Consider the following 19,321-nt stretch of genomic DNA (forward strand, 5'->3'; position numbering starts at 1 on the left):
AACAAGCCGCCGCTCGCCAGTCGCGCCGATTTTGTCCTGTTCGCGGTTCGGTCGATCTGGCACCGCAGGTCTTCGGTCGATCCCCTGGCCGAGCCCGAAAGAGCGCGCCGATGACGTCCGATCCCATTCCCGCCGCGACGCTGGTGATCTTCCGCGACGCCGCGGGCGCGCCCGAGTTGCTGATGGTCGAACGCGCAAAGGCGATGGCGTTCGCCGGCGGCGCGCTGGTGTTCCCCGGCGGGCGCATCGATCCCGGCGACCATGCGCTCGCATCGACAATGGCGATGGCGGAGGACGGCGCCGCGCGCATCGCCGCGATCCGCGAGACGATCGAGGAAGCCGGCCTGCCGATCGGACTGCGGCCGATCCCCGATCCGACGACGCTAGCGACAATGCGCGACGGCCTTCATGCCGGCAGGTCCTTCGCCGAGGTGCTCGCCGCTGCGGGTAGCTCGCTCGATCTCGACGCGCTCCACTATTTCGCGCGCTGGCTGCCGGCGCATGCGCATATGCGGATCTTCGATACCCGCTTCTATCTGGCGCGGCTGCCCGTCGAGGCGCCGGGCGCGATCGTCGACGGCACCGAGAACGTCGGGCTGTTCTGGTCCACCGCCGCGCAGGTGCTCGCGGATGCCGATGCCGGGCGCGCGACGATCATCTTCCCGACCCGGCGCAACCTCGAACGGCTCGCGCGCTTCGCCAGCTTCGACGAGGCGGTGGCGGACGCCGCCGCGCACCCCGTGCGCACGATTACCCCCGTCGTCGAGGCGCGCCCCGACGGCGACTTCCTCTGCATCCCCGACGATCTCGGCTACCCGGTCACCGCCGAACGCATGACGAGCACGCTGCGCGGCTGATGCGGGCGCTGCGCCGTGCGCTCGGCTGGATCGTCGCACTCGTCGTGGCGGTGGCCGGGCTGTTCCTGCTCTGGGCGACGATGAGCGGACGGCCGCAGGATCTCCCCTGGACCCCGCTCGATCTCGGCGAGCCGATCGGCCTGTCGACGGGCAGGAAGCTCGCCGCACTGGGCGACGATTTCGGCCGGTGTCGGGCGCTGCTCGACCGCGCCGGGGTCCGCTACACCGTCCTGCCGCCCCGCCGCGACGGCGCGCATTGCGGCTATGCTGATGGCGTCCGCTTCGCCGCGGGCGGCGCGCGGCGGATCGGCTATGCGCCCGAGAGCGTCGGAGTCGCCTGCCCGGTCGCAGCGGCCTTGGCGGTGTGGGAGTGGAACGTCGTCCAGCCTGCCGCACAGCGCCATTTCGGCCAGCGGGTGGTGCGGATCGATCATTTCGGCAGCTTCAACTGTCGCCGCATCTACGGTCGCGATTCGGGCACCTGGAGCGAGCACGCCACCGCGGATGCGATCGACATCGCCGGCTTCCGGCTCGCCGATGGCCGGCGGATCACGGTGATCGGCGACTGGCGCGACGCAGGCAATCGGTCGGCGTTCCTGCGCGACGTGCGCGACGGCGCGTGCAGGCTGTTCGCGACCACCCTGTCACCCGATTACAACGCCGCCCACCGCGATCATCTGCATCTCGACCAGGCGAACCGCGGCGCGCTCGGCTGGCGAGCGTGCCGCTGACGGTCAGGTCGACAGCGTCGCCGAGCCGGTGTCGACTTTCTCGACCCAATGCGGGAAAAACGCCGGCTGGCGGTTGGACCAGCCCGATGCGGTCGCCGCGGCTTCGCTGATCGACTGGAGCAGCTTGCGCCGCAGCTCCGGATGCAGATGCGGCAGCGCCGCGGCGGCGCAGAACGCGCTCGGCAGCCAGGGCCGCACCTGCGCGCCGATCAGCCGTTCGTAGAGGAAACGGAACGCGGAGAAGCTGGTCAGCCGCCCCTGCCCGAGATCGAACGCGACCAGGGTCACCAGTGGCGCCAGGAACGGTTCGACAGCCTGTAGATCGGCGTCGTCGGGAACGATCTCGCGTAGGTCGGCAAGGTTGCGATAGATCCGCGCCTGCGCCCGGATACTGGCGGATTCCACGACGTCGCGCGACCACAACGCCATCGCGTCGTCCCGATCGAGCCCAACGTCGAGCGAGCGCCGGATGTAGCGCTGCGTCGCTGCCGGAAAGCCGGCGAACTCCTTCATCTCGGCCAGTGTCATCGCGCCTTCGGCCGGCTTCATTCTCGAACCCATATCCGTCACCCCGCCCCGCCAGTGATACCGGCCGACTATAATCCAGGGTGGTTAACGTAACGCTTACCGCCCCGTCGTCCGTCATTCAGGATGGCATCATGAAAGCTGTTGCGCCGCAACATCGCTTGCGACGAACCGAGCAGGTCGAGAAGAGATGGCGGGGGAGATGAGGATTTGGGGCAACAGCAGCGGTGGGCTTTGGGACGATAAGCTGCTTGCGGTCAGGTAGCGAAGCGTTCAGCCCCGGTCAGCGTACGCCGGCGAAGGCCGGGGCCCAGTTTGGAGAAGCTAGGCAACTAAGCGGTCGCCCACCGAATAGGACCTGCGAACCTGGGCCCCGGCCTTCGCCGGGGCACGAGCGTTTTTCACCGCAGAGGAATTGAACCTCACCCCCCGTCGCGGAGCTTCCGTTCGGCCTCTTCGTCGAAGCCCGACGACGGTGCCGGCTCATTGGCCGATGGCTGGGTCGACGCCGGCGGGTCGCTCGCGTCCATCGACTCGTCCAGCGCATTGTCGAGCCGGGCGTCCTTGCTCTCGGGGTTCTTTTCGAGACGGCGGGCGATCGACTTGTCCTGCCCCGCATCGTCGCGGCCCGGTGCCACCGAAAGGCTGTCGAGCGCGCGCTGGTCGATATCGGTCATGCGATAATCCTATCCGTGGTCGGCCCTTGATCGAGCTTGTTTCCGGTACGTGTCTGAAACGGTCGGTGCAGGCGATCCGTTCCGGCGCGCTACACCGCGACGACGCGAACTGACTGGCGGCGCATCTCGGTCTTGCCGAACGCGGTCATGAACGCGATGTCGGTCGCGTCACGGCCGACGCACACTCGGGCGATGTCGGAACAGTCCGCCATCCGCGTCGCATCGACAAGACGCCAGTCGCCGTCGAGCCAGAGATCGGCGACCGCGTGGAAATCGGGCGGATCGACCCCCGGCGCATAGGCCGACACGCAGCGCGCGGGGATGCCCCCCGCCCGTGCCAGCGTCACCAGCAGGTGTGCATAGTCGCGGCATACGCCCGAACGGCTCGCAAAGGTGTCGAGCGCGGTGGTTTCGCCCGTGCTCGCGTTGCTGGCATAATCGAGCGAACCCGCCACCCAGTCGACCAGCTCGCGCGCAAGTGCGCCGCCGGTCAGACCCGCGAACTCGCGGTGCACGAAACCTTCGAAGCGGTCCGACTGGCAGTATCGGCTGGGCAGCAGATACGGGATCAGATGCCCGTCGAGATCGCGCACCTCGGTCGCGGCCAGGTTGCCGAGCGTGACCGTCGGGCGATCGATGTCGACCGTCGCGCGGTATTCGGCATGCCACGCGCCCTCCCCTCGCCCCAGGCATCGCTGCCCGATCCCGTCCTCGCCGGTCACCGCGCGGATTGGCGAATTGCTGAACACGCTGAGCGACTCCGTCACCAGCCGCTGGTCGGGCATCACCGCCGCCTCGATCTGGAGCAGCACGTCCGATGCCTCGGCAAAATGATATTCGAGATCGACCTCGATCGAGAGCCGCATCTGGTTTCCTTATGGCTGGTTGGCTGGAGGTGGGATGGGACTATCTGGCCCATCATTCCCGCATAGGCGAGACCTCTGCGAAACTCACCAGATCAAATCCATTCTCGTCACACCGGACTTGATCCGGGGTCCCGCTAGGCTGCAATTTCAAGAACTGGTTCTTCGACAAGCGAGCGTCACCCCGGATCAAGTCCGGGGTGACGGGATAGTCTTGCAGAGGTCAGCCTGAAATTTGACGGGGCGGGCCCATCGTCACCGCGCCGCAGCAGCGAATTCACCAAAAAGGGCCCGGCGAACCGATCGCCGGACCCTTTCCAATTGACCGTCGAAGCGACGCTTAGTTGCGGCTGGAGCCGAACAGGCGAAGCACGAAGAGGAACATGTTGATGAAGTCGAGGTACAACGTCAGCGCCGACATCACGACCGCCTTGCCGACCATGTCGGTGCCGGCAACCTGGAAGTACAGGCTCTTGGTCTTCTGCGTGTCGTAGGCGGTGAGGCCAGCGAACAGCAGCACGCCGACCGCGCTGATCACCAGGCCGAGCGGACCCGACTGCAGGAACAGGTTGATCAGGCTAGCGACGATCAGCCCGACCAGGCCGATGATCAGGAACGTGCCGAGCGCCGACAGGTCCTTCTTGGTGGTGTAGCCGTAGAGGCTCAGCGCTGCGAAGCCAGAGGCGGTCGCGAAGAACGCGCCGGCGATCGACGTACCGCTATAGACCAGGAAGATCGTCGACAGCGACAGGCCCATCAGGACCGCGAAGGCCCAGAACATGATCTGCATCGTGGACGTGCTCATCCGCGCCTGGCCGAAGCTCATCGCGAACACCATCGCGAGCGGCGCGAACATCAGGATGTACTTGAGGATCCCGCCGCCCATATAGACCTGCGCGGCGGGCGAATTGATGCCGCCCCACGCAAAGGCCAGCGCGACGATGCCGGTCAGCAGCACGCCGGAAGTCATGTAGTTGTAGACCGACAGCATGTACGACCGCAGGCCCGCGTCGAACGCGACACCTTGCGTCGCATCGGCGGACCGTGCCTGGAACGGCGATGCGTTCGGGCGGGGGTCAGACCAGTTTGCCATTGGGTGAATAACTCCTTCGTCCGGCCGGGTGCCGGTTAGGACGAATATCGGCCTCTGCTCGGGGGAATTCAAGCGGAACCGGAACGGGGGTACACGTCCAGCAATGGAACATTACAAAGCATCATGATCCGCCTCTTCGTCGCGCTCCGTCCCCCTCCGCCGATCCGAGCCCGCCTCCTCGCGGCGATGGGCGATATCGGGGCCGCGCGGTGGCAGGAAGACGCCCAGCTTCACGTCACGCTGCGCTTCATCGGCGCGGTCGAGCGGCCGGTTGCCGAAGATGTCGCCGCCGCCCTCGCGGGGTTGTACGCCGACGCGCCGACGGCGTCGTTGGCCGGGGTCGGGCGCTTCGCGCACCGCGGCCGCACCGACACGCTCTGGGCGGCGCTCGCTCCGCACGACGCCTTGCAAGCGCTCCACCGCAAGGTCGATCACGCCTGCGTCCGCGCCGGGCTGGAGCCGGAACGTCGCGCCTATATCCCGCACGTCACCTTGGCGCGGATGCCGCGCGCCGCCGGCGCCGAGCTGGAGGTCGAGCGCTGGCTCGCGACCAACGCCGGGCTCGCCAGCGAGCCGTTCGCGCTGCCGCATCTGGTGTTGTACGAGAGCATCCTGGGGCGTGACGGCGCGGTCTACGAACCGGTGATGCGCTGGCAACTCGGAACCCGGGCCGCGGCACCGGGTTCGTGACGCAGATCAAGGGAGACGACGGCATGCGGATGGTTTTGGCGATGACGGGCACCGTGGCGGCGCTGGCGCTGACGGGGGCGCTGGCAGGATGCGACCACCGGATGGACATCGGCTCGCCGGTTGCGGGCGGCGCCTCCGCGACCGCAACGCTGGCGAACGCGAGCGGCGTCAATGTCGGACGCGCCACCGCGACCGACGTCGCAGGCGGGCTGCGCTACACGATCGACGTGAAGGGCATGCCGGCCGGCACCCACGGCGTCCACGTCCACATGACCGGCCGCTGCGACGCGCCCGACTTCACCACCGCGGGCGGCCATTGGAACCCGACCGCGATGAAGCACGGCGCGATGAACGCGCAAGGGCCGCACGAGGGCGACCTGCCCAACCTGATCGTCGGCACCGACGGCCGCGGCACGCTGGGCGTGACGATCCCCGGCGGCACGATGGCGGCGTTGCTCGATGCCGACGGCGCCGCGATCGTCGTCCATGCCGCGGCGGACGATCTCAAGACCGATCCCTCCGGCAACAGCGGCGGCCGCATCGCCTGCGGCGTGCTCGCCGCGAGCTGACCGCTAGATCGCCTCGCCCGCCGCCCGCGCGCGCTCCTCGCGGGTGCGTTCGGCAGCGGGGACGAGGCGGTAGGCCGCGATCGCGGTGGCCAGCGTGATCGGCACGCTCAGCAGCAGCGACAGCATGCCCGTCGACAGGCTGCCCGACAGCGTCGATACCCGCCCCGCGAGATACGGCCCCATCGCCAGCCCGATCAGCGTCGTGCCGATGAAGAAGGTGGCCGTCGCGGTGCCGCGCATCCGGGGCAGGACCAGATCCTGCGTCGTCGCCGCCGCCGCGCCCAGCGCGCAGCTCGCGGTCATCTGCGCGACGAACAGCCCGAGATAGAGGATCGGCGTCGACGAGGCGGTGAACGCCAGCGTGAGGAACGGCACCGGCACCACCGCGCCGAAGATGACCACAATCAGCCGCCCCGCCGGATTGCCCCGCCGCAGCCGGTCGGCGACCACGCCACCGAGCGTCACCCCCAGGAATCCCGAGAGCGCGCCGCTCGCCCCGATGAAGAAGCCCGCGTCCGCCGGCGACGCATGCAATACCCTGAGCGCGTAGGGTGCCGCCCAGAAGCTCGCCGCATAGCTGACGAACGCGTTCAGCCCGTAGGCGACCACGGTGCACAGAAAGGCGGGAGTGCCGACGATCAGCGCAAAGGTCGGCAAGTCGCGCCGCTTCAGCGCGTTGGCCCAGGAAAACACCGCGTAGACGCCGATCCCGATCGCCACCCATTGCGGCCAGGGCTCGCCGATCGCGATGAGGCCGAGCACGCTCGCGCTCACCACCGCCAGCCCGATCAGGTTGACGACCAGCGCACGCGCGCCGCCCTGCGCCGCGCCGATGAGGGTCAACGGCGGCAGGATCGTGACCAGCTCGCCCAGAAACGCGCGGAACGGTGCCGGGTGTCGCGCCGGCTCGGGCAATCCCTCCACCGCACCGCGGATCGGCTCCTTCAGCGTCGCGATCCAGATCGCCACCAGCAACCCCGGAATGCCGACCGCGAGGAACGCCGCCTGCCAGCCGACCAGCCCGAACGGCCCGCCGCCAGGATAGGCCTTGTTCCAGCCCTGTACGATCAGCCCGCCGATGAATAGCGAACAGCCGCCACCGACATACAGCCCCGCCGAATAGATCGCGAGCGCGGTGGCGCGCAGCCGCTTCGGGAAATAGTCGGAGATCAGCGAATAGGCCGATGGGCTCGCGGTCGCCTCGCCGATGCCGACCCCGATCCGCGCCGCGGCGAGATGCCCGCCGGTCCGCGACAGGCCCGACAGCGCGGTCATCGTCGACCACAGCGTCAGCCCGATCGTCATCAGCCGCACCCGGTTCCAGTTATCCGCGAGCCGCCCGAGCGGGATTCCGAACAGCGAATAGAACACCCCGAACGCGGTGCCGTAGAGGAAGCCGAGATCCTCGTCCTTCAGCTTCAGGTCGCGCTTGATGTCTTCGGCGAGGATCGAGATCACCTGCCGGTCGACGAAGTTAAGGACATAGACGAGGAACAGGATCGCGAGCACGTACCAGGCGTAGCGCGACGTCTTCTGGTCGGCCGAAGCGATTTCGGTCATGCTCTCTCCCCGCTTGTTGCGGCGGGGGTATCAGAGGCGTGCCGGCCCGCGAAGCGCTTTCGTCAGCGGGTCTGCAAGCGCCGCGGCCGCGCGGTTTCGAGCCGCTGGAGCAACGATTCGATCGTCGGCTTGATCGTGTCGACATCGTTCTGCACGCCGATGTCGGGCATTGACGGGGTCAGGTCGACCGTCTCGATCCATTCGCCCGCGGCGAGCGGCTGCGGCACCAACGGCGCCACCGGGCGGACCGGCTCGCGCGGGATTTCGGGGATCGCGGCGGGATGGAAGGCGGCGATCGGCTGGTCGAGGTCGGACGGGATCGGGCGCACTGCGGGCGGCGGGCCGGGATCGGCGGCGGGCGGCGCGCCGAGATCGCTGTGCGCGGACAAGGGCCGGCGCGGCGGCGCGTCGGGATGGGTGTCGGCGTGCCGGACCACGGGCCGGCCGTCGCTACCGACCGCCAGCTTGTTGAACAACCCGCCCGGACCGAACAGCAGGAACAGCGCCGACCACATGACCAGCCCCGCGAGCGCACCCGCGCCGAGCGCGATCGCGGTGACCGCGAGGCGGCCGAGCGGCGGTTCGGCCGCGGCGACCAGGGTCGACAGGCCGGTGCCGACCACCAGCTCCTCGAACGCGAACGCATCCATCAGCAGCAGCGACGACGTCACCGCCCCCCAGGCGAGCAACGCGCCCATCGGGGCGATCCAGCGCATCAAGCTTGAACGGGTAATCGCAGCCATCGGTCGTCCATCGGCGCGGCCTTCACCAGCCGCTGGTAAACAGGCTCGTAACGACGAATGTTTGACGACCAGTTACGATCTTTGTCAACGAAGTCGCGTGCGCGGCGTCGTTGCGCCTCCCAGCCGCTGCGATCCGCGAACCCCGCGACCAGCGCCTCGGCGATCGCGGCGGGGTCGTCTGGCGCGAACAGGATGCCGGTGTCGCCGTGCCGGATCAGCTCGCGGTGGCCGCCGACGTCGGACGCCGCGACCAGCTTGCCCTGGGCCATCGCCTCCAGCGGCTTCAGCGGCGTGACCAGATCGGTCAGCCGCATCCGCTTGCGCGGGTAGGCGAGGATGTCGACGAGCCCGTAATAGCGCTCCACCTCGGTATGCGGCACCCGCCCGACGAAGCGGATCGCATCTGCGGCGCTCGACGCCGCGGCCTGCGCCCGCAATGTATCCGCCATCGGCCCGCCGCCGACGAGCAGCAGCTTGGCCGCGGGGCGGCGTGCGACGATGGCGGGCATCGCCGCGATCAGGTCGTCGAGCCCTTCGTAATCGTAGAAGCTGCCGATGAACCCGATCACGTCCCCGCCCTGGATCGACAGTGCGCGCGCGAGCGCCTCGTCCCGCGCTGGCGGCGTGCCGAACAGCGTCAGATCGACACCGTTGGGGGACACGATGATCTTCCCCGGCGCGATCCCCCGCGCGACCAGGTCGCCGCGCAATCCTTCGCAGATCACCGCGACCGCGTCCGCGCGCCGCACTGCCCAGGTCTCCAGCGCCTTGGTCGCCCGGTAGCGCGCCGATCCCTCGCGCCCGGTGCCGTTGCCGACCGCGGCATCCTCCCAGAAGGCGCGGATCTCGTAGACCAGCGGCAACCCCCGCCGACGCGCGACCCGTAACGCCGCGATCGCGCCGAGCACCGGCGAATGTGCATGGATGATGTCCGGCCGAAAGGCATCCGCCGCCGCCTCGATCCGCCGCGCGAATGCCGCGATCCCTGCGATCTCGCCGATCGGCCCCCGCGGCATCGCCGCGTCGGTGCGGTGGAAGGTGATCCCGTCGACCAATTCGACGGCGTCGCATGCGGGCCCCTGCCGCGGCCCGGTCACCGCCGCCGCCGTCCACCCGAGTGCCTCCTGCGCCTTCAGGATTGCCCGCGTGCGGAAGGTATAGCCGCTCTGCAGCGGCAGGCCGTGATCGAGAACATGGAGGATGCGCATGACGCCCCGCCTGCCACGCCGCCACTTAACGCCGCGTCAACCGCCCTGCCCTACAGCCCGGCCGAGGGAAGGAGGGCCGCCGCATGATCGACAACTTCGCGCTCGCCCTCAGCCACGGCCTGATGCTGCTCGCAGGCTGGCGGCTGCTGAAGATGCCGCGGCTCGATCGCGAGTCGGAGGACGGGACCAGCCGCCGCCGGAAGCCGCCGCTTGCGTGATCTCGTCTTCGTCGCGTTCCTCGCCGCGCTGTTCGGGATGGGGCTTCGGCGGCCGTTTCTCCTGGTGTGCGCCTATGTCTATGTCGACATCGTCTCGCCGCAGCGGCTGACCTATCTCCTGCTCAACGCGGTGCCGATCTCGATGATCGCCGCCGCGCTCGCGATCGGAGGCTGGCTGCTCGCCGACGACAAGCGCAACGCCCGCGTCGCGCCGCGCCAGGCGCTCATCTTGCTGTTGCTCTTCTATTGCTGGGCGACCACCGGCGTTGCCGACTTCCCGGTCGAGGCGCAGGAGAAATGGAGCTGGGTGTGGAAGGCGCTCGCCTTCGCCGCGTTCCTGCCGCTGACGCTGCGTACCCGCCTGCGCATCGAGACGCTGTTGCTGTTCATGATCCTGTCGGCGTCGTCGATCATCATCATCGGCGGCATCAAGACGCTCGCGACCGGGGGCGGTTACGGCACGCTCAACCTGATGGTCGACAACAACAGCGGCCTGTACGAGGGCAGCACGATCTCCACCGTCGCGATCGCGATCATCCCGCTGATCCTGTGGTTCATGAAATTCGGCACGGTGTTCCCACCCGACTGGCGGCTGAAGAGTTTCTGCATCGCGCTGATCGGCGCATGCCTGCTGATCCCGATCGGCACCTCGACACGGACCGGCCTGGTCTGCATCGCGCTGCTCGCCGCGCTGTCGTTCCGCACCGTCAAGCGGCGCGCGCTGTATCTAGGCAGCCTCGCCGCGCTCGCGGTGATCGCGGTGCCGTTCCTGCCCTCCGCCTTCACCGACCGGATGAACACGATCAAGACCTACAAGGCCGACGAATCCGCCTCGACGCGGCTGGCGGTGTGGCAATGGACGATCGACTACGCCAAGGATCATCCCTTCGGCGGCGGGTTCGAGGCGTATCGCCAGAATCGCATCCGCTACGATCTCGACACCAGCGGCGGCGGCGCGGGCGCCGGCAATCGTGGCAACGGGGTCGAGGTCGACAAGGCGCGCGCCTATCACAGCGCCTATTTCGAGATGCTTGGCGAACAGGGCTATCCGGGGCTGATCCTGTGGCTGACGATCAGCCTCATCGGGCTGGTCCGCATGGAGATGCTGCGGCGGCGCTATGGTGATCCGGACGGCGAGTTCGCGTGGGCGGGATCGCTCGCAGGGGCGCTGCAATCCGCGCATCTGGTCTATCTGCTCGGCGCGGCGTTTATCGCAATAGCGTTCCAGCCGTTCGTCTACATGCTGATCGGCGCACAAATCGGGCTCGATACCTATCTAAGCCGCCGTGCTGCCGCCGCCAGCTTCAGGCCGATGCGCACATCCCGGCTGCAACCCGCATGACCGAGCTGCGCGGCCTGACCATCGCGCGTGGGGTCGCGGCGTGGCTGGTGGTGCTCTACCATATCCGGCTGTCAATCGCGGGGCTTCCCGCCCCGCTCGTCGCCGCGCTCGGCAAGGGTTATCTTGCGGTCGATTTCTTCTTTCTGCTGTCGGGCTTCGTCATCTGGCTGGCCTGGCACGAGCGACTCCGCGATGGCGGCGCACAAGCGGTCGCCCGGTTCTGGCAACGGCGGATCGCGCGGATCTGGCCGCTCCACGCGGTCATGCTCACCGCGGCCGCGGCGCTCGCACTGCTGCTCGCCGCCACCGGGCGCGCCGACCCGGCCTTTCCGGGTGCCGAGCTGCCGCTTCACATATTGCTGGTACAGAATTGGGGACTGACGTCGGCGCTGCACTGGAACGATCCTGCCTGGTCGATCAGCTGCGAGCTTGCCGCCTATCTGCTGTTCCCGCTGCTGGCGACCGCGGTCGACTGGCGGCGGCTGCGCACCGCGACGCTGCTGGCGCTCGCCGCCGCGCTGCTGCTGACGCTCCACCTCGCGATGCGCGACCAGCCCGGGCTCGGCACCGACATTCCGCGCTTCGGATTGGTTCGGTGCCTGACCGAATTCGCCACCGGCACCATCGTTGCCGCCTTGTGGCTACGGGTTCGCACCGTAGCGCCCTCGATCATCGCCGCCGCGCTGTCGCTGATCGCGTGGATCGCCGGCGCGCCGGAGACGCTGGTCGTCCCCGCCGCCTTCGCAGCCTCATTGCTCGCACTGGCGAAGCACCAAACCCGCCGCCCGTCGTCGGGCAATCTCGAAAGCACCCTCCACCGCCTCGGCGAGATCAGCTACGCCACCTATCTGAGCCATTACCTACTGTGGAAGTTCTTCAAGCTGACACTGGTCCGCGACGCGACGGCGGTCCCGCCGTCGCTGATCGCGCTATACCTGCTGATCGTGCTGGCCGCGTCGGCGGGTCTCTACCGCTATGTGGAGAAACCCGCACAACGCTGGATCAACGCCCTCCCGGTCAGGCGTCCTCTTCCGCGAGTTCTTCCACGAGCGCGTTGATGATCGCCTCGTTGAACGCGGGAATGTCGTCGGGCTTGCGGCTGGTGATCAGATTCTGATCGACCACCACCTGCTCGTCGACCACGTCGGCGCCGGCATTCTCCAGATCGGTGCGGATCGACGGCCAGCTGGTCACCTGACGCCCGTCGACCACGTCGGCCTCGACCAGCAGCCACGGCGCATGGCAGATCGCGGCGACGATCTTCTCGTCCTCCATGAACTCGCTGATGATCTCGATCGCGCGTTCCTGCATCCGCATCGTGTCGGGATTGGCGACTCCGCCTGGCAGCACCAGTGCGTCATAGTCGTCGGTATCGACATCCTCCAGCACGATGTCCGGCGTGATCGTGTCGCCCTTCTCGCCGTCCTTCTCGCCCTGGATCGCGTCGGTCTTGATCGACGCGAGCGTCACCTTCGCCCCCGCGTCGATCAGCGCCTGGCGCGGCTTGAACAATTCGTCGTTTTCGAACCCGTCGGTGGCGAGCATCAACACGCGGGCTTGCGAAAGATCGGCCATGGTAAACTCCTGTGAACACGCGTCCGCTCAACCCGCCGGCGGCGCCACCGTTCCGGAACGAAGCGCTACGCCGGGCATTTCCGACGTTGGTACGGTGGAGCATCGAGTGGCAGCGAAGATTGTTTATTCCGACGATTCGAAACCCGGCATCACCCGCAAGAAGGTTCGCGGCGGCTGGGGCTATTGGGATCCGAAAGGCGAGCGGATCACCGACCGCGACGAGATCGACCGGTTGAACGCGATCGGCCTGCCCCCCGCGTACCAGAATGCCTGGTTCAATCCCAAGGCCAACGGCCACATCCAGGCGGTCGGCTGGGACGAGAAGGGCCGCAAGCAATATCGCTACCATCTCGGCTTCCGCGAGGCTCAGGAAGCCGCCAAGTACGAGAAGTGCGCCGATTTCGGCCATGCGCTGCCGAAGCTGCGCAAGAAGGTCGAGGCCGATCTCAACGCCCGCTCGCTGTCGCGCACCCGCGCAGTCGCTGCGGTGGTACGGCTGCTCGACATCACCCACATCCGCGTCGGCAACGAGGCGTATGCGGAGGCGAACGAGAGCTTCGGCGCGACGACGCTGCGGACCCGCCATGGCGAAGTGTCGGGATCGACGCTGAAGCTCCGCTTCAAGGGCAAGTCGGGGAAGGAACGGTCGGTCAAGATCGCCGACCGTGCGCTCGCCCGCGTCGTCAAGAAGATGCAGGACCTCGACGAGGAACATCTGTTCGCCTGGCTCGACGACGATGGCGAGGCGCATCCCGTCACCTCGTCGGACGTCAACACCTATATCCGCGAGGCGACCGGCGAGGATTTCACCGCCAAGCATTTCCGCACCTGGGCGGCGAGCGTCACCGCATTCGAGGCGCTGGCCTCCGCCGAACGCGATCTCAGCCTGAAGACGCTGCTGGAGCCTGTCGTCGCCAAGCTCGGCAATACCGCCGCGATCGCGCGCAAGAGCTATGTTCACCCGTCGCTCATCGATCTCGTGAAAAAAGGGCAGTCGAGTTTCCGCACCGCGCTCCGCTTGCCCCGCGCGAGACGCTATCTCAGCCGTGAGGAGTGCGGATTGATCGCGTTCCTCGAAAAGGGCACACCGCCCGCGGCCGACGCCGCTTGCGGATAATGCGCGGCAGGCGGCGCGCCACCTGACCGCGGGTCACCGGCCCGCTCGACGAGAGCATCCATGTCCAAGAATTCCACTGCGGCGGTCGTCAAGCAGCCGATCATCGAACCCCGCGACATCCAGCAACAGCTTTCCGACCTGATCGAGGCCACCAGCGTCTGGATCCAGACGCACTGGCTCCAGATGCTGATCGCCGCAGGAATCGCGACCGCGATCTCCTTCGCGCTGTTCGCCGCGCGCAACCTCGGCGCGAAGCTCGCGCGGCGCAGCGAAAGCGGCACCGGCTGGCCCGCGGTCTTCGGCCGCGCGATCACCAGGACCAACACCTTCTTCATCGTCACGCTGGCGGCGAAGCTGGTTCTCAACGTCGCCGGCGCCCCCGAACAGGTCGCGCGGACGATCGACTTCTTTTTTACCGTCGCCTCGGTGTTCCAGGCGGCGGTGTGGGCGCGCGAGATCATCCTCGGCGCAGTCGAACACCGCGCCCGCTCGGAGGCCTATTCGGGCGAGGCGCTCGGCAGCGCGATGGGGCTGATCCGCATCCTCGTCACGTTCGCGCTGTTCGCGGTCGCGCTGATCGTCGTGCTCGACAATATCGGCGTCAACGTCACTGGCCTCGTCGCCGGGCTCGGCGTCGGCGGCATCGCGATCGGCCTCGCCGCGCAGGGCATCTTCGCGGACCTGTTCGCGGCGCTCGCGATCATCTTCGATCGCCCGTTCCGGCGCGGCGACAACATCAGCTACGACACCGCCTCGGGATCGGTCGAGGGCATCGGCCTGAAATCGACCCGCATCCGCGGTATCGACGGCGAAGAGCGGGTGATCTCGAACAAGAACCTGCTCGACAAGGAAATCCTCAACAACACGCTACGCAACCATCGTCGCGCGCGGTTCACGATCGGTGTCAACTACGCGACTCCCGCCGACGTCTGCGCACGGCTGCCGGGGATGTTCCAGGAGGTGGTGGAGGCCAATGGCGCGATCTTCGTGCGCTCGGGCTTCGTCGGGTTCGGCGCGTCGAGCCTCGATTTCGAGGTTCAGTTCGACAGCGACGGCGCCGACTATGCCCGCTTCTACGACGGCCGCACCGCGATCGGCATCGGCATTCTGAAACGGCTGAACGACGAGAAGATCGACATCGCCTTCCCGACCCAGACGACGATGACCGCCGCGCCCGACGGCACGCTGATCATGCCCTATCCCGAGGTGCAGAACGTCCACGCGATCGACCCGGCCGATATAGCGTCGGGCCAGAACGAGGATCGCCGCGGCTGATCGCATCGGTTGCAAATCGGCGGCATTGCGGCTAACCGCCGCCGCTTCCACCGTGACAGCGTTGGGAAGCTTGCGGGAGGACACGGTCATCCGCGTCCGATCGAACCGCTAAACTTGAAAAGAGTGAGACATGGCAAAGAAGATTACCGGCTATATCAAGCTGCAGGTGCCCGCGGGCGCCGCAAACCCGTCGCCCCCGATCGGCCCTGCGCTGGGCCAGCGCGGCGTCAACATCATGGAATTCTGCAAGGCGTTCAACGCGCAGACCGGCGACCAGGAAAAGGGCACGCCGCTGCCGACCGTGATCACTGTCTATGCTGACCGTTCCTTCTCGTTCGAGACCAAGACGCCGCCCGCGACGTACCTGATCAAGAAGGCCGCGAACCTCAAGTCCGGCTCGAAGGAGCCCGGCAAGATTTCCGCGGGCCAGATCAAGCGCTCCGCGCTCGCCGGTGTCGCCGAAGCGAAGATGAAGGACCTGAACGCCAACGACATCGAGGCTGCGACCAAGATCATCGAAGGCTCCGCCCGCGCGATGGGCCTCGAAGTGGTGGAAGGCTAAGATCATGGCAATCAGCAAGAAGCAGAAGGCGATCACGATCGACCGTGAGAAGCTGCACCAGATCGACGAAGCCATCGCGCTCGCACGTTCGGGCGCCACGTCGAAGTTCGACGAGACCATCGAGGTCGCGCTGAACCTGGGCGTCGATCCCCGCCATGCCGACCAGATGGTCCGCGGCGTCGTCACCCTCCCCGCCGGCACCGGCAAGACGGTCCGCGTCGGCGTGTTCGCCCGCGGTGCGAAGGCCGAGGAGGCACTCGCCGCCGGCGCCGACGTGGTCGGCGCCGAAGATCTGATGGAGACGATCCAGGGTGGGACAATCGACTTCGATCGCTGCATCGCGACCCCGGACATGATGGGCATCGTCGGCCGTCTGGGTAAGGTGCTGGGTCCGAAGGGCCTGATGCCGAACCCGAAGCTCGGCACCGTGACGATGAACGTCGCCGACGCGGTGAAAGCCGCCAAGGGCGGTCAGGTCGAATACCGCGTCGAGAAGGCCGGGATCATCCATTCCGGCATCGGCAAGGCATCGTTCGCGCAGGAAGACCTGCGCCGCAACTTCGACGCCCTCGTCGACGCGGTCGTGAAGGCCAAGCCGTCGGGCGCGAAGGGCAAGTACGTTCGCAAGATCGCGGTCAGCTCGACCATGGGCGCCGGCATCAAGGTCGACACCACGGAGGTCGCGGGCGCGTAAGCCTCGCGGTCGATTGGTAGTGAATAAAGGGGCCGGAAGAGCGATCTTCCGGCCTTTCTTGTCGCCATGACACTCCCCCGCTAGGTCCCACCATTGTCGTCACCCCGGACTTGATCCGGGGTCCCGCTGATTTGCGTGAGCCCCACCTGCTTCACGCTCAAGCGGGACCCCGGATCACGTCCGGGGTGACGGGAAAAATAGGGATAGGTCGCAAGTCATATGCAACAACTTTGCCCTGCCGCCGGAGGATTGGGTCGCCTGCTCGATTGACTTCCCAGCCCGACCCGCTAACAGCCCGCAATCGCCCGGTTCGCCGGGCTTTCCGTCCGAGACAGTGGGCGACCGGAATGTGCCGGTCTTAATTTCCTACCGAGACGGGGACAGCTTTCTTGCCGCGCGCGCTCTGCGTGCCCGGCCTGCCACCCGCATGCGGGTGCGTGCCTTCCCCATCGATGGACAACCCCGGTGGCGGGGTTTCTCCTCCACCGGTCTGTAACCGGATCGATCGTCCGCGATCGGTCCCGACACGTGGAGAATGGCATGGATCGTGCTCAGAAGACCGAGTTCGTTGCCGAACTGAACCGCACCTTTTCCGAGGTCGGCGTGGTGGTCGTCACCCGCAACCACGGCCTCACCGTCGCGCAGTCCACTGCGCTGCGCGGGAAGATGCGCGACGCCGGCGCGACCTACAAGGTCTCGAAGAACAAGCTTGCCAAGATCGCTCTCGACGGCACCGACTACCTCTCGATCGGCGATCTGCTGACCGGGCCGGTGGGCCTTGCCTCCTCGATCGACCCGGTCGCCGCTGCCAAGGTAGCGGTCGAATTCGCGAAGACGAACGACAAGTTCGAAATCGTGGGCGGGGCGATGGGGGCGACCGCTCTCGACGTCGCCGGCGTGCAGGCACTCGCCACGCTGCCGTCGCTGGATGAACTGCGCGCCAAGATCGTCGGTCTCATCGTGGCACCCGCCACGAAGATCGCCACGATCGCGCAGGCACCCGCGGCCCAGCTCGCGCGCGTCCTGTCGGCGTATGCCGAGAAGGAAGCCGCCTGAATCCCTTCAGGCTCGAAGATCTTGAACTGACATCGATGGGGCGTCGCCCCGCATACGGAGAATGAACATGGCAGACCTGAACGCGCTGGTTGACAGCTTGAGCGAACTGACCGTCCTCGAAGCCGCCGAGCTTTCGAAGATGCTCGAAGAGAAGTGGGGCGTTTCGGCGGCCGCAGCGGTCGCAGCACCGGCGGGCGGCGGCGCAGCCGCAGCCCCCGCGGTCGAAGAGAAGACCGAGTTCGACGTGATCCTCACCGGCGACGGTGGCAAGAAGATCAACGTCATCAAGGAAGTCCGCGCCCTCACCGGTCTCGGCCTGACCGAAGCCAAGACGCTGGTCGAGTCGGCCCCGAAGGCCGTCAAGGAAGGCGTCAACAAGGAAGAGGCCGAGAAGGTCAAGGCGCAGCTGGAAGCAGCCGGCGCGACCGTCGAGCTCAAGTAAGCCGCAAGCGTCGCGTGTGGATCGGCCATCGGCCGCACCGCACGCCCGCAGCAACGAAAAGGGCGGTCCCGCGGGGCCGCCCTTTTTGCGTTTGGGGCAATCGGTCCCCCCTTGCAGCGGAGGCCTAGGCCAACGCTGCATCCCTTGCGCTACGCATGCGCCCGCGCAGCGACCCGGTCGTACATCTTGGCCGGCTGATCCAGCCAGAACGGCGCCAGCTTCGCCGCATCGTCGCGTTCGATGCCGACCACGAAGGACTGCACCGCCTGCCCGTTCGCCCCGCCGCTCGAATAGCGACAATTTGCGGCGACGACCGGCACAAACATCGGGCGATTGCCCGCGGTCATCGGGCGGATCGCGTCTCGCGGCAGCGCCACCACGATCCGGGCGACCCGGGTCTCGCCCGGCGCCAGTGCGAAGGCGGGCACCGCGGGCCGCGCGATCGGCCGGGTGTAATGATCCGCGATCTCCGCACCCTGATCGGCATGCGCACTCAGCAGCGCGAGGGCGACCCGGATGTCGGTCGCGGGCGCGTCCCCCGTGTTGACGACGGTGAGCTCGGCCTCGACCGTCGCGGTCAGCATGTTGAAGCCGGCTCTGGTCGGCCGCAGCATCAGCCCCAGCCGCGCCCGCGCCACCGGCTCTTCCGGCACCGCCGCAATAGGAGGCAGCGGCGGCGCCTCGACCGGTTCGACCTCCACCTCGTCACGCGACGAGCGGCGCCCCCGTAGAAGCGCGACGGTCGCAAGCACCGCGAGCAACGCCAGCCCACCGATCCGCCACAGCCACGTGCCGCCCGCCCGCTCTTCCGCGAGCGGGGCCGGCGCACTCGGCGTCGCGACAGGCGATACCGTCGGTCGCACCACCGGAGCCGGAACGGCTGACTCCGTCGCGACCGGCAGAGGCTGCGTCGTCGGCACAACGCTCGGCGCAGCGACCGGCGTAACCGGGACAGGCGTCCGTCGTAGCGGCCCGCTGGGCGTCGGCGAAGGCGTCGGGGCCGGCAGCACCACCGTCGCCGGCGCGGGGATCGGCACCGCTGTCGGGGTAGGGGTCGGCGTCGGCGTCGGCGTCGGCGTCGCGGTCGGCTGCCCCGGTGGCAGACTGTAAGTCTCCAGACTTGGCAGCGTCTGTTGCGCGGCCGCCGGCGCGGCTGTCGCAATCGCGGCCAGCGCCGTGAACCGCCATGGGAACGTCTTGATCGCCATCATCCTCAACTGGGTGCCCCGCCTCGCCCGTACAAGCGTCGCGCCGCGGCCGATGCCGCCGAGCTCTGGCGCCGCTGTACGCCGCCGCAGGCGCGTGCCATCAGCCGTGCGACCAACCGCCCGCCGCAGTCGGCGAAATGCCCTGTTGCGCCAAGGCGATCTCGCGCGGCGGGGTTTGACTCGATCCAACATCGCACTATATCGGCCTTTCACCACAGCTTTCGGGACATGATGCGCCGTCGCGCAGTGCATCGTACGAATGGGAAGCTGCCGGTTCTTGGACGCCAGAAGCCGACGCAGCGATTGCGATCGGCTT

Annotated in this window: 22 protein-coding genes; 13 read left to right on the forward strand and 9 right to left on the reverse strand. The window is 67.7% G+C overall.

From position 1 onward, the window contains the following. Positions 1-110: 110 nt before the first annotated feature. Together ACT009_RS06385 and ACT009_RS06390 are read left to right on the forward strand one after the other, a co-directional pair. Positions 111-857: an NUDIX hydrolase gene (locus ACT009_RS06385; RefSeq protein WP_445193501.1), complete on the forward strand. Its 747-nt coding sequence runs from the start codon at positions 111-113 to the stop codon at positions 855-857. Then, the gene (locus ACT009_RS06390; RefSeq protein WP_445193502.1) at positions 857-1,588 is read left to right on the forward strand and encodes an extensin-like domain-containing protein; all 732 of its coding nucleotides are present in this window, start codon (positions 857-859) and stop codon (positions 1,586-1,588) included. Before ACT009_RS06385 ends, ACT009_RS06390 begins: the two co-directional genes overlap by 1 nt. Positions 1,589-1,591: 3 nt before the next feature. Here the strand turns inward: ACT009_RS06390 and ACT009_RS06395 are convergent, their stop codons facing one another. The 4 genes from ACT009_RS06395 to ACT009_RS06410 form a co-directional block, all read right to left on the reverse strand. Further along, a complete protein-coding gene (locus tag ACT009_RS06395; protein WP_445193503.1) occupies positions 1,592-2,149 on the reverse strand; it encodes a hypothetical protein in 558 nt (185 codons plus the stop codon). Positions 2,150-2,535: 386 nt separating this feature from the next. Beyond that, a complete protein-coding gene (locus ACT009_RS06400; RefSeq protein ID WP_445193504.1) occupies positions 2,536-2,790 on the reverse strand; it encodes a hypothetical protein in 255 nt (84 codons plus the stop codon). An 89-nt stretch (positions 2,791-2,879) separates the two neighbouring features. Beyond that, a complete protein-coding gene (locus tag ACT009_RS06405; RefSeq protein WP_445193505.1) occupies positions 2,880-3,656 on the reverse strand; it encodes a transglutaminase-like domain-containing protein in 777 nt (258 codons plus the stop codon). Between the two features lie 337 nt (positions 3,657-3,993). Continuing rightward, positions 3,994-4,746 (reverse strand): Bax inhibitor-1/YccA family protein, encoded by a 753-nt coding sequence (locus ACT009_RS06410; protein WP_445193506.1) that lies wholly within the window; start codon positions 4,744-4,746, stop codon positions 3,994-3,996. A gap of 123 nt (positions 4,747-4,869) precedes the next feature. On the opposite strand from ACT009_RS06410, the gene thpR reads away from it, so the two are divergent. Together thpR and ACT009_RS06420 are read left to right on the forward strand one after the other, a co-directional pair. Then, on the forward strand, positions 4,870-5,436 hold the full coding sequence (thpR, locus tag ACT009_RS06415; protein ID WP_445193507.1) for an RNA 2',3'-cyclic phosphodiesterase: 567 nt from the start codon (positions 4,870-4,872) through the stop codon (positions 5,434-5,436). 23 nt (positions 5,437-5,459) lie between these two features. Then, complete coding sequence (locus ACT009_RS06420; RefSeq protein WP_445193508.1) at positions 5,460-6,005, forward strand: superoxide dismutase family protein; 546 nt, start codon at positions 5,460-5,462, stop codon at positions 6,003-6,005. A gap of 3 nt (positions 6,006-6,008) precedes the next feature. On the opposite strand, the gene ACT009_RS06425 is transcribed toward ACT009_RS06420, so the two are convergent. The 3 genes from ACT009_RS06425 to ACT009_RS06435 form a co-directional block, all read right to left on the reverse strand. Further along, on the reverse strand, positions 6,009-7,565 hold the full coding sequence (locus ACT009_RS06425) for a spinster family MFS transporter (protein WP_445193509.1): 1,557 nt from the start codon (positions 7,563-7,565) through the stop codon (positions 6,009-6,011). A 62-nt stretch (positions 7,566-7,627) separates the two neighbouring features. Continuing rightward, a complete protein-coding gene (locus ACT009_RS06430) occupies positions 7,628-8,281 on the reverse strand; it encodes a hypothetical protein (RefSeq protein WP_445193510.1) in 654 nt (217 codons plus the stop codon). Then, complete coding sequence (locus ACT009_RS06435; protein ID WP_445193511.1) at positions 8,281-9,516, reverse strand: TIGR04063 family PEP-CTERM/XrtA system glycosyltransferase; 1,236 nt, start codon at positions 9,514-9,516, stop codon at positions 8,281-8,283. The genes ACT009_RS06430 and ACT009_RS06435 overlap by 1 nt, the downstream gene beginning before the upstream one ends. Before the next feature lie 83 nt (positions 9,517-9,599). On the opposite strand from ACT009_RS06435, the gene ACT009_RS06440 reads away from it, so the two are divergent. The 3 genes from ACT009_RS06440 to ACT009_RS06450 are packed head-to-tail and all read left to right on the forward strand — an operon-like array spanning position 9,600 to position 12,134. Further along, complete coding sequence (locus tag ACT009_RS06440) at positions 9,600-9,734, forward strand: hypothetical protein (protein WP_445193512.1); 135 nt, start codon at positions 9,600-9,602, stop codon at positions 9,732-9,734. Further along, entirely contained in the window at positions 9,727-11,076 is a 1,350-nt protein-coding gene (locus ACT009_RS06445) for a putative O-glycosylation ligase, exosortase A system-associated (RefSeq protein ID WP_445193513.1), read from the forward strand. The genes ACT009_RS06440 and ACT009_RS06445 overlap by 8 nt, the downstream gene beginning before the upstream one ends. Then, positions 11,073-12,134, forward strand: coding sequence for an acyltransferase family protein (locus tag ACT009_RS06450; protein WP_445193514.1), 1,062 nt, complete (start codon positions 11,073-11,075; stop codon positions 12,132-12,134). The genes ACT009_RS06445 and ACT009_RS06450 overlap by 4 nt, the downstream gene beginning before the upstream one ends. On the opposite strand, the gene ACT009_RS06455 is transcribed toward ACT009_RS06450, so the two are convergent. Then, positions 12,094-12,651 carry a type 1 glutamine amidotransferase domain-containing protein gene (locus ACT009_RS06455; protein WP_445193515.1) on the reverse strand — a complete coding sequence of 186 codons (558 nt, stop codon included), beginning with the start codon at positions 12,649-12,651 and terminating at the stop codon, positions 12,094-12,096. The genes ACT009_RS06450 and ACT009_RS06455 overlap by 41 nt on opposite strands. A 106-nt stretch (positions 12,652-12,757) precedes the next feature. On the opposite strand from ACT009_RS06455, the gene ACT009_RS06460 reads away from it, so the two are divergent. The 6 genes from ACT009_RS06460 (at position 12,758) to rplL (ending at position 17,797) form a co-directional block, all read left to right on the forward strand. Further along, entirely contained in the window at positions 12,758-13,768 is a 1,011-nt protein-coding gene (locus tag ACT009_RS06460; RefSeq protein WP_445193516.1) for a DNA topoisomerase IB, read from the forward strand. 60 nt (positions 13,769-13,828) lie between these two features. Next, positions 13,829-15,043, forward strand: a complete 1,215-nt coding sequence (locus ACT009_RS06465) for a mechanosensitive ion channel family protein (protein ID WP_445193517.1) — start codon at positions 13,829-13,831, stop codon at positions 15,041-15,043. Between the two features lie 130 nt (positions 15,044-15,173). Continuing rightward, complete coding sequence (rplK, locus tag ACT009_RS06470; RefSeq protein ID WP_375422040.1) at positions 15,174-15,605, forward strand: 50S ribosomal protein L11; 432 nt, start codon at positions 15,174-15,176, stop codon at positions 15,603-15,605. 1 nt (position 15,606) lies between these two features. Beyond that, positions 15,607-16,299, forward strand: coding sequence for a 50S ribosomal protein L1 (gene rplA / locus ACT009_RS06475; protein WP_445194033.1), 693 nt, complete (start codon positions 15,607-15,609; stop codon positions 16,297-16,299). A 540-nt stretch (positions 16,300-16,839) separates the two neighbouring features. Next, positions 16,840-17,355 carry a 50S ribosomal protein L10 gene (gene rplJ, locus ACT009_RS06480; protein ID WP_445193518.1) on the forward strand — a complete coding sequence of 172 codons (516 nt, stop codon included), beginning with the start codon at positions 16,840-16,842 and terminating at the stop codon, positions 17,353-17,355. 67 nt (positions 17,356-17,422) lie between these two features. Further along, a complete protein-coding gene (rplL, locus tag ACT009_RS06485; protein WP_445193519.1) occupies positions 17,423-17,797 on the forward strand; it encodes a 50S ribosomal protein L7/L12 in 375 nt (124 codons plus the stop codon). Positions 17,798-17,946: 149 nt separating this feature from the next. Here the strand turns inward: rplL and ACT009_RS06490 are convergent, their stop codons facing one another. Next, positions 17,947-19,005, reverse strand: a complete 1,059-nt coding sequence (locus tag ACT009_RS06490) for a hypothetical protein (protein WP_445193520.1) — start codon at positions 19,003-19,005, stop codon at positions 17,947-17,949. Positions 19,006-19,321: the final 316 nt, after the last annotated feature.

This window comes from Sphingomonas sp. Tas61C01 (assembly GCF_052567495.1).